Origin of the sequence: Pseudomaricurvus alcaniphilus (assembly GCF_011440395.1) — a bacterium.
Classification (GTDB): domain Bacteria; phylum Pseudomonadota; class Gammaproteobacteria; order Pseudomonadales; family Cellvibrionaceae; genus Pseudomaricurvus; species Pseudomaricurvus alcaniphilus.
The window spans coordinates 23,757-36,867 of the sequence record NZ_JAAOIX010000011.1 but is presented as its reverse complement, the minus strand read 5'-3'; the positions used below and the strand labels follow the sequence as shown (position 1 = coordinate 36,867).

The following is a 13,111-nucleotide window of genomic DNA, read 5'->3' as shown; positions in this document are numbered from 1 at the left end:
TTTACGCGCCCGGGTAAACGCGGGCGATTAGTGAGTATTCAGTCGCAAGGCCATCAATCTTGAACGGCAATCGTCAGCAGCGGGTCGCCACTACTGACCTGGTCGCCTTCCTGTTTCAAAATTTGATGTACGGTCCCGGCACAGGGTGCATGCACTTCGATTTCCATCTTCATGGATTCAATCACCAGCAGCAGGTCGCCACTGTTGACGGTTTGACCGGGTTGCACCGCGATTTGCCAGACACTGCCGGCGACGTGGCTTTCCACCGCCTGGCCGCCCTCGGGCAAATCAAATTCCTGCGCCGTTTTCTCTGCCGCCAGGGACTGTTCAAAATTCATCTGCCCGGACTCGATCCAGTGCTGCAACTCGGTGGCAAAGGCTCGTTCCCGACGCTGGGTAAAGTCCGCAATAGACGCCTGGTTGTCGCGCAGGAAACCCTCGTATTCCCCAAGGTTAAACACGGTTTCCTCGATTTTGACCGGGTACTGGCCCTTGGGAAAATCCTTGCGAATGGCAACCAGTTCTTCGGCACTGACCTCGTAAAACCGAATCTGGTCAAAAAAGCGCAATAACCAGGGTTGGCTAAAAGCTGCGGTCTTATGAAAGCGATTCCACATTTGCAAGGTGCGGCCCACAAACTGGTAGCCGCCGGGCCCCTCCATGCCATAGACACACATATAGCTGCCGCCAATGCCCACCGAGTTTTCCGCCGTCCAGGTGCGCGCCGGATTGTACTTGGTGGTGACCAGGCGGTGGCGTGGATCGATCGGAGTCGCCACCGGCGCGCCCAGGTAGACATCCCCCAAGCCGAGTACCAGGTAGCTGGCGTCAAAGACGATCTTCTTCACCTCGTCGATGGAGTCCAGGCCGTTGATACGCCGGATAAATTCAATATTACTCGGGCACCAGGGCGCGTCCTTGCGCACCGATTGCATGTATTTCTGGATGGCAATGCGGCAAGCCTCGTCGTCCCAGGACAGGGGAATATGGACGATACGGGCGGGCACTTCCGGGTCTGCCGAGTGATCGAGGGCGTCTTCTGCGGTTTCCAGGTGCGCCAGCAGGGTGTCCAGGTCCAGGGTTTGACTGTCGTAGTGGACTTGCAGGGAACGCACCCCGGGCGTGAGTTCCCGCAGGCCCGGCAGGGTATTGTCCTGCAGCCACAGCATCAGCGCGTGGACGCGGAAACGCAGCTTGATATCCAGCTGCAGCGGTCCGTATTCAATCAGCAGGTAGTGGTCGCCCTGCAGCCGATAGACGATTTTGGGAAGTTCCTTGCCCGCTTCGTTGAGCTTGGCCGGCAACTCCTTGACGATACAGGAGTCGGGCTGCAGCATCGCCGGCTGAAACGACTCCAGTTGCAGGCGGTTGAGGCTGTCGAGCTGGTCGCGCTCCAGCGCCACCGCGTCCTGCAATGCAATTGGCAGGAAGCGAACCTTGTCACCGGCGCGCAGCTGTCCCAGCTTCCAGAGGTCGGCGCTGACCACAGTGGCCGGGCACACAAAGCCACCCAGTGAAGGGCCATCCGGCCCCAGAATAACCGGCATGTCACCGGTAAAATCCACCGCGCCAACGGCGTAGGCGTTGTCGTGGATATTGCTGGGGTGCATGCCGGCCTCGCCGCCATCCGACCTGGCCCACACCGGCTTGGGGCCGAGCAGGCGCACGCCGGTGCGGCTGGAGTTATAGTGCACTTCCCAGGGGGTGGCGAAAAAGGTTTCGATATCCTCCGGGGTAAAAAAATCAGCCGCCCCGTGGGGCCCATAGATAACTCGCAGCTGCCACTCCGAGCTCAGTTGCGGCCGCGCTGCCGCTGGTAAACAGGGCAGGCGATCGGCATTGTTGCCGCTCTGGCTGCTATCTGGCCGGGCAGCGCAGTGCAAGACATCGCCGGTACGCAGTGCCCGCCCGCCGTGGCCGCCAAATTGGCCGAGGGTGAAGGTAGCGCGGGAGCCGAGGTATTGGGGGCAGTCCAGGCCGCCCTCGAGCAGCAAGTAGGCGCGGCTGCCAGGGCCGTTGATGGCGCCGAGGGTCAGTACGTCGCCCGCCGCAATGTCCGCCACCTGCCAGTTTTCCAGTGTGCGGCTGCCACTGCTATGACCAGTGCTGCCACTGCTTATGCGGGCGTCAATATCTGCACCGGCGATAACCACCCGTGCGGGCTGGTTGAATTTAAGGGTGGGGCCGTTCAGGGTAATTTCCAGCCCCGCTGCGTCGGCGGCATTGCCCAGCAACTGATTGCCGAGGCGAAAGGAGACGCTGTCAAACGGGCCGCTAGGCGGTATGCCCACATGCCAGTAGCCGCTGCGGCCCGGATAGTCCTGGATTGTGGTCTGGGTACCGGAGCTGAGGACATCGATGGTGGCCGGGATTAATTGCAGGCTGTTGAGGGCGTTAGTGGTGATCTCGCCCTGCTCAAATTGCGGTTGCTCGAGTACGTGCCTGACGTAGTCGATATTGGTTTCGATACCGTAGATGCGGGTGTCTGCCAGCGCCTGGGCAAGTTGCTGCAAGGCCTGCTGGCGATCGCTGCCGGTGGCGATGATCTTGGCTAACATGGGATCGAAAAAAGGTGTGACTTCGATACCGGCCTCAACCCAGTGATCGATGCGCAGAGTAGGGGAAAGCTGGGGGAATTCCACCTGGGTGAGCAGGCCGGCGCAGGGCTGGAAATCCTTGTTGGTGTCCTCGGCGTAGATTCTCGCCTGGATGCTGTGGCCGCGGGGTTGCAGGTCTTTTGCCAGCTCTGCCAGTGGCGCCAGTTCGGCGGCACCCAGTTTCACCATCCATTCCACCAGGTCGACACCGTAGACCTGCTCGGTAACACCGTGCTCTACTTGCAGGCGGGTATTGACCTCGAGAAAGTAAAACTGGTCGCTGTCGCTGTCGTAGATAAACTCCACTGTGCCGGCGCTGCGATAATTGACGCTGCTGGCCAGGCGCCTGGCCACCGCCGCCAATTCCTCCCGTACCGGTGCGGGTATATTGGGTGCCGGGGTCTCTTCAATGACTTTCTGGTTGCGGCGCTGGGCGGAGCAATCCCGCTCACCCAGGGTGACCGCATTGCCCTCACCATCACCAAACACCTGTACCTCGATGTGGCGGGCGCGGGTAATAAACTTTTCCAGGAACACGCCGCTGTTGCCAAAGTTGTTGCCGCTCAGGCGTTTCACCGATTCAAACGCTGCCGCCAGTGCGGCCTGGTCATTGCAGCGGCTCATGCCGATACCGCCGCCGCCGGCGGTGGACTTCAGCATCACTGGAAAACCGATCTGCTCGGCGGCGGCGCTGGCTGCCGCCAGGTCACTGAGCAATTCTGAACCGGGCAAAAGCGGCACCTGGCATTGTTGAGCCAGTTCCCGGGCCCGGTGTTTCAAGCCAAACTCCAGCATTTGCTCAGGCCGCGGCCCGAGAAAGACCACCCTTTCGAGCTCGCAGCGTTGCGCAAACTCGGCGTTTTCGCTTAAAAAACCGTAGCCTGGATGAATGGCTTCGGCACCGGTGGCGGACGCTATGGCAAATAATTTGTCCTGGTTGAGATAGGTGGCCGCCGCATTGCCTTCGCCGAGGCTGATGGCGAAATCGGCCTGGCTGACGTGCAGTGAGTCCCGATCCGCTTCGGCGTAGACCGCCACGGAGGTAACGCCCAGGCGCTTCAGGGTGCGAATGATGCGGACAGCGATGGCGCCGCGATTGGCGATCAATACCTTAGTAAACACAATCTTTTACCTTTGCCGATTGAGTCGTCTCAATTCAATTAATAACCGCCGGGTCGTCCCGCCGGGCTGTTAGTGTAGTGCGTCGTATACGCCAGTGCAGTCAATTAATCCCAGATCAAAACTTCGATCGGGGTAGGGTTGTAGCCATTGCAGGGATTATTCAGCTGCGGGCAATTGGAAATCAACACAATAACATTCATTAGCGCTTTCAATTCCACGTATTTGCCCGGGGCGGAAATACCATCTTCAAAGGTCAGCCCGCCCTCGGGCGTCACCGGCACATTCATAAAGAAATTGATGTTGTGGGTTATGTCAGCTTTTTGCAGCCCCAGCTCATCGTGTTCCTGGATCGCCAACATCCAGCTGTCGCGACAGGCGTGCATGCAGCGCTTTTCCAGGTCGTAGCGCACGGTGTTGGATTCTGTGGCGCAGGCGCCGCCGACGGTATCGTGGCGGCCACAGGTGTCAGCGGTGATTTCCAGCAGGTCGCGGTTGAGGTTGGTTTTCAGCCGGGTACCGGCGCTCAAATACAGATTGCCCTGCTCGCGAATGGTATCCGTGGCGCTGTAGCGCTCACTGGGATCATCGGCGTTATAGAACAGGGTGTCGGCGGCCTGGTTACCCTCCAGGTCGAGTATGCGGATGGTCTGGCCCTGTTCCAGCCGCTTGATAAAATAATCTCCGGCGTCGACTATCTGGCGAAATATGGCCGACTTGCTTTGCAGCGGACTTGTTTTAATCATATTGCCTCCCTAGGAGTCCAGGCCCATGTGATAGAGCGCGTTATTGTGAAAACCCCGCTGGTTTTCCGGCCGGGAATTGAGGCAAAAATCATCTTCGGCAACGGCGGCGGCTTTATCCAGTTTGAGGCCAATCGGGGTAAAGGGGTAGCTGGCATCGGCATTCAGCGGGTGCGGGCAGGTGTGCAGAATCACCAAAGTATCCATCTCAAAACGCAGGCGCAGGTTGTCGCCGGCGCTGGACCTGCCCGCCAGGGCCAGGTTGCCCTCGGTATCCACCGCCACCTTGCTGAACCAGTTGACGTTGGCGGCCATGTCCCGGGCGCTGAGGTTGTATTTTGCCAGCTCCACCAGAAAACTGTCGTAGCCGTTTTGCTGCCACTCATTGTGGTCGCGCTGGTAATCACGCTTGCCCCAGCGCTGTTCGATGTGGGCGGCGTGGGAGTTGCCACAGACACTGTCGTGCCAGCCAAAGGTGTCATCGGTAACGGAACAAAAAATACGCCCCATATCGGAATAGAGACAGTTGCCGCGGGTCAGCTTGAAGGTGTGCTGGCATTTGAGTGTATCCGGGGCGTTGTATTTCTCGCTCAGCAAGGTGGGGTTATAGAACAACATACCGACGTTGGCACCGCCGTTGAGATCGGTGATTTGCAGCTGCATGCCGCGCCGGATCACCAGCGACCAGTGGCTGGCGCCGGGCAGGGTGGTGGAATAAGAGTCCAGTTTCATTTGTCTCTCGCTGTCAGTCAGGATTGTTATGCTTTGGGAGTGGGTGTACCGGCGGCAGAATAGCGGCACTGAGCAGTAATTTACCAGTACTCACCCCGCGCCGGGAAATCATTTCATTGGCAATGGCTTTCAGGGTCTGGCCCGGACCCTGTACCAGGATCACCGACATGGTCTTGGCGTTTTCCAGGTTCACGTGCAGACTGCTGATCACTTCATCGATGTATTTGTGCTGGATATCCGCCAGCTGTTTTTGCAAGTTCGGCACCGAATGGTCGAACACCAGGTTGATGGTGCCGGCCATGATTTCCTGGCCGATTTCCTCCCGGTGTTCGTTCAGTTTCTGGTGCAGAACATCGGCGATGGCCTGGGATCGACTTTCGTACTCCCGCTCCGAGACCATTGTGTCGAATTGTTGCAACAGGTTTTCCGGCAGGGAAACGCTGATGCGGCACAGCTTGTCCTTGCTGGTCTCCGTCATTGTGGCAGTCTCTTTGAGGGCGTTGAAGGGGGTGTTGAAGGGGGCGTTGAAGGGTTCGCCGGGATCGCAGGGGGCGTTGCCTCTGGCTGAGTTGCTACCGCCGTTCGCCACTCGGCAAAGTTGGCGCGCAGAAAGTTCGCCATAAACAGGTTGATGTCGTCCAGGTCCACCAGGGGCAACTCACCGCCCGGGCTGCGATACTCGTAACCATCGGGCCCAAATTCCGGGGTTACACTGATCCCGGTATAACCGCGCTGGCGTTGGGAACTCCACAGCCATTGCCAGTAGCCCAGGTGGCGTTGCAAGGCCTCGCGATATACCCCGAGGCGCGGATCGGGCACTTGTGGCCCCTGGTCATAGCCAACCCGGGCATGGATGTGATGGGCGTGGCGGGCGAGATCGCGAATAATTTGCTCTTCCGTAGCTTGCAAGCCTTCACACACCACCACCCAGTGACTGATATCGAAGGTCAGCTTGAGATCGGGCAGTTGGGCGAGGATATCCCGCGTCACCCAAGGGTTGAACAGGCTGCGGCCACGGTGGGTTTCGAAGCTGATGTCGAGCCCGAATTGACGGGCAAGCTCGGTTGCGCTGGCGAAAAAATCCACCGATTGGGCTACTGTCCAAGCATCACAGCCGCCGAGGCAGGTGACAAACTGCGGCTGTAAATATTCCAGCCGTTGCAGTTGCAGTTTTAAATCGTCGAGGTGCTGCGCGACGTTTTGGCGGCGGTCGGGTACATAGCTGCCGGTGGTGGCCACTTCGACTATGTAGTGTAATTGCAGGTCGGTAAGGGTTCGGGCCAGCATGCGCTGCTCAGCTCGGTCGACCGGCACACGGCCCTCGAGACCGCTGTAGCCGTCCTGTTTGGCACTGGTCGCGGCCACTGTCGCGGAGCCACTGTAACCCCAGAGGCTGCGAAAACACTGTAATTGCAAGGGGTTGGCGGCGCCGGTCATTTACACACCCACCAGGAATGAAACACCGGCGGCGCCCTGGGTGCCTGCGTCGACACTGCCAGGGCCGAGGGGGTAGGCGCGGTCCAGTCGGTAGTGGTGGAAGCGCTGCAACTGCTGATCCAGGGGCACGGCCTGGGGGCAGGACTGGGGGTAGCGCTGGCGGTGCAAACGGGGCAACCGGTGCCAGGGCTCGCCGGATTTCCAGTGGTGTATATTGTGATAACAAAAATTCAACACCAACAGATTCAATAGTGGCCAGCGCTCGCTCAACAGGTTGGTGTAGGTGTGGGTCTCCTCGTAGTGACGGTCCCGGCGCCCTTGCAGGCGGCTTTGTTCGAGGCTGGTGTAGATTTCGTAGTCGTGCTGGTAGGCGTCCATAAACCCCAGCACCGCAATGCAAATACACCAGGCCAGCGCATACCCCACCAACAGTGGCCAGTGTAGCCAGCCCAACAGCAGAAAAAACAACAGCCGTGAGCACAGGGCAACCACACTGTGGGTGCGGTAAGGAGCCCGTTGCGGCAGCATAAACGCCGCCACAACATCGAGCAGGTGGCTGACAATTTCCAGCGCCGGAATATACAGCCATTGCAGCAGGGCCACCGGCTGTCGCACAGACTTGCGCCGCTGCAACCAATTGCGCAGATCCACTGCGACAATGTCGGCCCGCTCGCTGTGATGGCGCATGTGTTTAGTGCGCAATTCTTCGTAAGGCAGGTAGGTTGCGCCCAGCAACCAGCACAGGGCGCGACCCAGCTGCCGATTGTGCTCGGGCCGGCGAAAAATAGTGTTGTGCATGCACTCGTGTGCCAGGTAGGCACAGAGCACCAATAGATGCGCCAGAAAAAGTGTTGCCAGAACGTTAAAGGCTGTTGCAGTTTGCAGCAAGCCAGCTAGCGCCAAGCCCAATCCCAGCAACAGGTAAACAAACAGGCCGGTATTGGCCAGGCGGCCATCAGTGTAGCGATAAATACTCATATTACACCTCCGGCAGGTCGTCCTGCGTATGTTGATACGACCAGGTCGTCCTGGTCGCTGCGGGTTTGCTGAATTGCATTACAAGTCAATTCCCCGGATTAAAAATTTACCGAGGTTGCAGGTCACGCTTAAAACATGTGCGCATAGCGCTCAATTTCCCAGCTGGATATGGCCTGGTGATAACTGTTCCACTCTTCCTGTTTGTAGCGGATAAATTCATCGGTCAGGCCACTGCCGAGGGTTGCGCGGATAAACGGGTCTGCGGCAAACGCCTGGATCGCTTCATTCAAGCTGCGAGGCAGAAACTCGATACCGCGCTCCTCGCGCTCGGCTTCGGTCAGGTTGTAGAGGTTGTCTTCCTGGGGCTTGCCCGGGTCGATGCCCTCGCGAATGCCTTCCAGGCCTGCCGCCAGTGCCAGGGCCGCGGCCAGGTAGGGGTTCACTGCACCATCGGCATTGCGGGATTCACAGCGACCACCGTTCATGGGTACGCGGACGGAATTGGTGCGATTGTTGGAGCCGTAGGAATTGAATACTGGTGCCCAAGTGAAGTAGGGCATGTCACCCTGGCGCACCAGGCGCTTGTAGCTGTTCACGGTGGGGGCAAACGCGGCACACAGTGAGCGCCCGTGCTTGATGATGCCGCCAATAAACTGGTAGCCAAGCTGCGTGATACCGAGCCCATTGGGATCTTCCTCCGATGCGCACTTGAACAGGTTTTCGCCGGTATTGATGTCCGAAAGCGACATATTAAAGTGCGCCCCGTTACCGGTTTTGTTGCCAAACGGTTTGGGCATAAAAGTGGCGAGCAAGCCTTCTTCCCGCGCCAGTTCCTTGGCCATCAGGCGCAGGAATGTAAAGCGGTCACAAGTGGTGACGGCATCGGCGTACATAAAGTCAAATTCGTATTGCCCGTTGGCGTCCTCGTGATCGAACGAGTAGAGATCCCAGCCAAGGTCATCGATGGCCGTGGCCATTTTGTCGAGCCAGCCAAACTGGTGCAAAAAGGAGCGGGTGTCGTAGCAGGGCTTGTTCAGCTTGTCCTCGGGGTTGGGCACTTCCAGCGAACCGTCGGCATTTTTTCGCAGTACAAACAGTTCGGCTTCAATGCCCAGATTAAAACCGAAGCCCATCTCAGCCGCTTGTGCCATGACATTCTTCAGCGCTACGCGGGTGTTGAGCGGGTAGGGTTCGCCGCGAAAACTGTTGTCGGCTGGCATCCAGGCAATCTCACGCTGCCAGGGCAGCTGGATAATATGATCGAGGTCGGGTACCGAGGCGATTTCGTTATCGTTGGGCTGCTGGCCCAGACCGTCCAACGCGTAACCGGTATACAGCTCCGAGCCCGCCGCCATCTGCTGCAAGTGGGACAGGGGTACCACCTTGCCCTTGGGCACGCCGTGGATATCAACGTAGGTTCCCATGCAATACTTGACACCTTTCTCCGCCAGCGCCGCCTGGATTGCGCTAATCTCTTCTCTCGATTTCATAAACACCTTGTAGTTGATTTGACGTTGAAAAATTTCCGTAACCGGCGCAGCAACGCTTACCGGTTAACTTGTTCACCTGTACTTTTGTTCACTGTTTCACTGGTTCACTGGTTCAAAATAGGATGCGGACAGTGGCGGCTGTTCACTCAAACCGCGCTCGATCAAGGCCGCCAGATCCTCGACCATCCACTCAAACAGTTGGTGGCCCTTACCGGCGTCGGCCCGACTCGGGTAACCGGTAACGCCATTGCTGCTGGTCCTGTTTACCGGATGAGAGAAAACACTGTCGGTAGTGCGGTCTTGGTCGTCACTGGCGCTGCATTTTTCCGGCCGCACCATCGCCAGGTCCTGCGCCAGCATCAGCGATGTTTCGGCATCGTTGGCGTGCCAGTCTTCGGCATCGGCAAAGTGTGCCTGCCTGACCCGCTGGCTCAGTTCCGGAGTGTTGATCACCGCCACCATCAGGTCGTCGTGCTCGGCGCGCAGCATCTCCAGCGCACAGCGCAGGGGCGCGGCATTGGTGACGTGGGCGTTGACGATAAATAATTTGCGCAGGCCGGAGGCGTAGACCCAATCGCCCATATCCTTAATCACATCAATCAGGGTTTTCGGCTGCGGGGCAATAGTGCCCGGCCAGCGTCGGGAGTGACCAATGGAGCAGCCGTATGGCAGGGTCGGCAGCAACAGGGTTGCGGTTTTACGGGCAACCGCACGGCACACAGCATCGGCAATACTGGTGTCGACACCGCAGCCAAGGTGGGGCCCATGTTGCTCGGTGGCGCCCACGGGCAAGATCACGGCTCGGGCGCCATTCTGCACCAGCTGTTGAATTTCTTCCCAGGTTTGGTAATACCACTGCGTCATTTTACCAACATCTCGCAACTGTGATTTTGGTTAAGGCCTGCAATTTTTCCGCAAATCCTGCAGGCCTCGAAAACATTTTCGGCACTGGCCCGGGGCCTAAAAAACACTCGGTACCTGGTCGTTGACGTGCACCATGCGCACCATATTGAGTTTGTCCGTCGCCAGTTCATCGCCGTCATCCTCCGGGTGTATCAGTTCTTCCAGGCGACGCTTAGTGGCGAGGAATTCGTCCGATAATAACTGCGACGGATCCCGCGGTTGCGGTACCGATACTTCGATCACTTCGTTGACTTCCCCCGGGTGCGCCTTGAGCACCAGGATTCGATCTGCCAGGTAGATGGCCTCGTCGAGATCGTGGGTAATAAACACCACGGTGATGTCGATATTTTTCCAGATCTCCATCAGGTGCGATTGCATTTTGGCGCGGGTTTGCGGGTCGAGGGCACCGAAGGGTTCATCCATCAACAGGATTTGCGGCTGGTTGGCCAGCGCCCTGGCGATGGCGACCCGCTGCTTCATACCGCCGGATAACTGGTGTGGATAACTGTCGACAAAGCGGGACAAGCCCACCAGCTCAATCCACTGCAGGGCTTGTTCTTCCGCGGTGGTCTTACCGTGACCGGCCTCGATCAAGCCAAACATGACATTGCGCTTGACGCTCAGCCAGGGAAACAGGGTGTAACCCTGGAACACCATACCGCGATCCGGTCCCGGCCCGGTGACCGCCTTGCCATTGAGCAATACCGAACCGCTGCTGGGCGTTTCCAGGCCGGCGAGAATTCGCACCAGGGTGGATTTGCCGCAACCCGAAGGGCCAATTACACAGACAAATTCCCGTTTGTAGGCCTTGAAGTTGATGTCCTGCAGGGCCGTGACCTGGCCGCCGGCGGAATCGAAGTGCTTGTGCAGGTGCTTCACTTCGAGGCTCACCGGCCGCTGCTTGAGGCGATCGAATCGATCCTTGACGGCAGCAGACTGGTCGAGATAACTCGGTAATACAATCGGTGTCATGAACAGCTCCGTTACGCCTATTGGGCTTTCTGCCAGGGGAATAATTTTTTCCCAATCAGGGCCAGTAAAATATCGAACGACAGCCCGATAATGCCGATGATCATAATGGCCGCAAACACATTGTCGAAGTTCTTGTAGCGGGCTTGTTGGGTAATAAACCAGGTGATGCCGGAACTGGTGCCGACCAGTTCCGAGACGATCAGGTAGGTCCAGGCCCAGCCCAGCAGAATGCGCATATCCCGATACAGGTCTGGCAGCACTCCCGGCACCACCACCTTGAACAGCAGCGCTTTATTTTTTGCCCCCAGGGTTTGGGCTGCTTCAAGCAGCGAGGGGTCCAGCTTGCGCGTGGTGTTGGCAATCACCAGCACCTGCTGGAAAAAAGTACCGATAAAGATGATGGCAATCTTGGGCTGGTGGTAGATACCGAGAATTGCAACCGCCAGGGCGCCGAAAGCCGGCGCTGGCAGATAGCGAAAAAATTCAATAAAAGGTTCAAACAAGCGGGAGAAAAAATCGTAGGTGCCGGCCAGTATGCCCAGCGGCACACCAAACAGCGATGACAGCACAAAACCCCAGAAAATAACCTGGATACTTTCCCACAAGCTTTCGTGCAACCATTTTTCACTGCGTCTTTTCGGCTCGGTGGTAAACGAAGTGTAGAGGGCGACAGCAACTTCGTGTGGCGCCGGTAAGTAGATCGGGTTGGTGCGGATCCCGGAGGGCGGCTGCAACTGGTTTTCGATTGCGGTCAGGCGTTCCTGTTCAAACAGCTCGCGCTCAACCAGCATGCCGGACTTAAAATAGGCCACACCGCCCTTGTCCTGGATCTCGACCATTGGGTGCCACAGGAACGGCACATAACTGACCAGGCACCAGATGGTGATTGGCAGGAGGAAACTGAAAAATGCGACCATCGCCCTGGGTTTGGCGGGCAGGTTTTTGCGCACAGCAAGCCACTGACTGGATGACATAGCTCAGTCCATTAATAAGTTGACGGGAAAACCTGGCTGATAGATGCCAGCGGGTGTGTGCACCCGCTGGCGCTTGACGTGTTACAGACTCAGCATCAGGCTGGTATCGATATAGGCATCGATGTTTTGTGGCTCGGCGTAAACTTCATTGGCAACGTTAAAGTCGTCAGCAATCTTTGACGAGCCATACAGGGATCTAAAGCCAGTACTTTTACCGAGAAACGCTTTGGCTTCCGACAGTGACAGGATTTTAGTGCCCTCTACAAAGCCGCTGTATTCCTGTGGCGATAAGCCCACCCGTGCCGCCATAATGGAAACGGCTTCGGCGCGGGTCTTGGGGTCATTCAGGTAGGCGACCGCCTGGTACCACACCTTCAGTACCTTCTTCCACTCTGCTCTATTGGCGGCAAGGCTGGATGGGGATACGGCCAGCACATCATAGATCAGCCCGGGTTCATCGGCACTGGAGTATACCCGGGTCGAACCGGGCACCAGTTGCAGGGCTTGACCGGAACTTGGCTGCCAGGCGACGATGGCATCGACGTCACCGGAAGCCAAAACCTGGGGCGTTTCATTGGTGGGTACATTCACCAACTCGACATCCGCTTCGGTCAAACCACTTTTTTCCAGCGCGTTCAAGAGCAGCAGGTGGCCGACAAAGCCGATCTCAACACCGATCTTTTTGCCCTTTAATTCCTTGACGGATTTAATGCCAGGGCGGGCGACGATCATATCGTTGCCATTGCTGTAGTCGTTGACCAAAATCATGACACTCTGGGCACCGGTAGCGCCGGTAACCAGTGCATCACCGTTGGTCATGGCGACGGCATCCAGCTGGCCCGCGGCAAAGGCATCCATACTGGCGACGTAATCGAACCACTCGAATTCAACCTCGACCCCGGCGGCTTTGAACATGCCTTTCTCCAGCGCGATTTCCCAGGCGACCCAGCCAGGCCAGTCCGAGTAACCTATTTTCAGAGGCTGCGCGGCGTGAGCAGCGGCCACCATTAACAATCCGGTAACGATTCCGCCTATAAGCTTAGCGAAGGTAGTTTTCATTGCGTCCCCTTGATTTAAAGGTAATAGGTTTAAAGATAATGGGTATTTAGGTGATGCGGTTGCTTGGCGTTGCGATGCTCCAGTATTACGAATATTCAAAAACGTAA

Annotated in this window: 11 protein-coding genes; all 11 read right to left on the bottom strand. The window is 57.6% G+C overall.

Translation table 11 applies throughout. The annotated features are described in order from the left end of the window. Positions 1 to 53: 53 nt before the first annotated feature. The 11 genes from uca to G8764_RS18615 all read right to left on the bottom strand — a co-directional run bounded on the left by uca (position 54) and on the right by G8764_RS18615 (position 13,004). Entirely contained in the window at positions 54 to 3,719 is a 3,666-nt protein-coding gene (gene uca / locus G8764_RS18665) for an urea carboxylase (RefSeq protein WP_166166495.1), read from the bottom strand. 104 nt (positions 3,720 to 3,823) lie between these two features. Continuing rightward, positions 3,824 to 4,462, bottom strand: coding sequence for an urea amidolyase associated protein UAAP2 (locus G8764_RS18660; RefSeq protein WP_166166493.1), 639 nt, complete (start codon positions 4,460 to 4,462; stop codon positions 3,824 to 3,826). Between the two features lie 9 nt (positions 4,463 to 4,471). Further along, positions 4,472 to 5,191: an urea amidolyase associated protein UAAP1 gene (locus G8764_RS18655; protein ID WP_166166491.1), complete on the bottom strand. Its 720-nt coding sequence runs from the start codon at positions 5,189 to 5,191 to the stop codon at positions 4,472 to 4,474. Positions 5,192 to 5,204: 13 nt separating this feature from the next. Beyond that, complete coding sequence (gene nikR, locus G8764_RS18650) at positions 5,205 to 5,669, bottom strand: nickel-responsive transcriptional regulator NikR (protein ID WP_166166489.1); 465 nt, start codon at positions 5,667 to 5,669, stop codon at positions 5,205 to 5,207. Next, entirely contained in the window at positions 5,666 to 6,628 is a 963-nt protein-coding gene (locus G8764_RS18645) for a sugar phosphate isomerase/epimerase family protein (RefSeq protein WP_166166487.1), read from the bottom strand. The genes nikR and G8764_RS18645 overlap by 4 nt, the downstream gene beginning before the upstream one ends. Then, on the bottom strand, positions 6,629 to 7,606 hold the full coding sequence (locus G8764_RS18640) for a fatty acid desaturase (protein ID WP_166166485.1): 978 nt from the start codon (positions 7,604 to 7,606) through the stop codon (positions 6,629 to 6,631). A 128-nt stretch (positions 7,607 to 7,734) separates the two neighbouring features. Next, entirely contained in the window at positions 7,735 to 9,096 is a 1,362-nt protein-coding gene (gene glnT / locus G8764_RS18635; RefSeq protein ID WP_166166483.1) for a type III glutamate--ammonia ligase, read from the bottom strand. 96 nt (positions 9,097 to 9,192) lie between these two features. Next, positions 9,193 to 9,960 (bottom strand): creatininase family protein, encoded by a 768-nt coding sequence (locus tag G8764_RS18630; RefSeq protein WP_166166481.1) that lies wholly within the window; start codon positions 9,958 to 9,960, stop codon positions 9,193 to 9,195. A 96-nt stretch (positions 9,961 to 10,056) separates the two neighbouring features. Then, on the bottom strand, positions 10,057 to 10,971 hold the full coding sequence (locus tag G8764_RS18625; protein ID WP_166166479.1) for an ABC transporter ATP-binding protein: 915 nt from the start codon (positions 10,969 to 10,971) through the stop codon (positions 10,057 to 10,059). 17 nt (positions 10,972 to 10,988) lie between these two features. Beyond that, complete coding sequence (locus G8764_RS18620; RefSeq protein ID WP_166166477.1) at positions 10,989 to 11,945, bottom strand: ABC transporter permease; 957 nt, start codon at positions 11,943 to 11,945, stop codon at positions 10,989 to 10,991. Between the two features lie 81 nt (positions 11,946 to 12,026). Further along, a complete protein-coding gene (locus G8764_RS18615) occupies positions 12,027 to 13,004 on the bottom strand; it encodes an ABC transporter substrate-binding protein (RefSeq protein WP_166166475.1) in 978 nt (325 codons plus the stop codon). Positions 13,005 to 13,111: the final 107 nt, after the last annotated feature.

Bases quoted from the DNA above. Each gene is read 5' to 3' on its own strand.
- G8764_RS18660 (WP_166166493.1), bottom strand. From the start codon at position 4,462: ATGATTAAAACAAGTCCGCTGCAAAGCAAGTCGGCCATATTTCGCCAG.
- G8764_RS18655 (WP_166166491.1), bottom strand. From the start codon at position 5,191: ATGAAACTGGACTCTTATTCCACCACCCTGCCCGGCGCCAGCCACTGG.
- nikR (WP_166166489.1), bottom strand. From the start codon at position 5,669: ATGACGGAGACCAGCAAGGACAAGCTGTGCCGCATCAGCGTTTCCCTG.
- G8764_RS18645 (WP_166166487.1), bottom strand. From the start codon at position 6,628: ATGACCGGCGCCGCCAACCCCTTGCAATTACAGTGTTTTCGCAGCCTC.
- G8764_RS18640 (WP_166166485.1), bottom strand. From the start codon at position 7,606: ATGAGTATTTATCGCTACACTGATGGCCGCCTGGCCAATACCGGCCTG.
- glnT (WP_166166483.1), bottom strand. From the start codon at position 9,096: ATGAAATCGAGAGAAGAGATTAGCGCAATCCAGGCGGCGCTGGCGGAG.
- G8764_RS18630 (WP_166166481.1), bottom strand. From the start codon at position 9,960: ATGACGCAGTGGTATTACCAAACCTGGGAAGAAATTCAACAGCTGGTG.
- G8764_RS18625 (WP_166166479.1), bottom strand. From the start codon at position 10,971: ATGACACCGATTGTATTACCGAGTTATCTCGACCAGTCTGCTGCCGTC.
- G8764_RS18620 (WP_166166477.1), bottom strand. From the start codon at position 11,945: ATGTCATCCAGTCAGTGGCTTGCTGTGCGCAAAAACCTGCCCGCCAAA.
- G8764_RS18615 (WP_166166475.1), bottom strand. From the start codon at position 13,004: ATGAAAACTACCTTCGCTAAGCTTATAGGCGGAATCGTTACCGGATTG.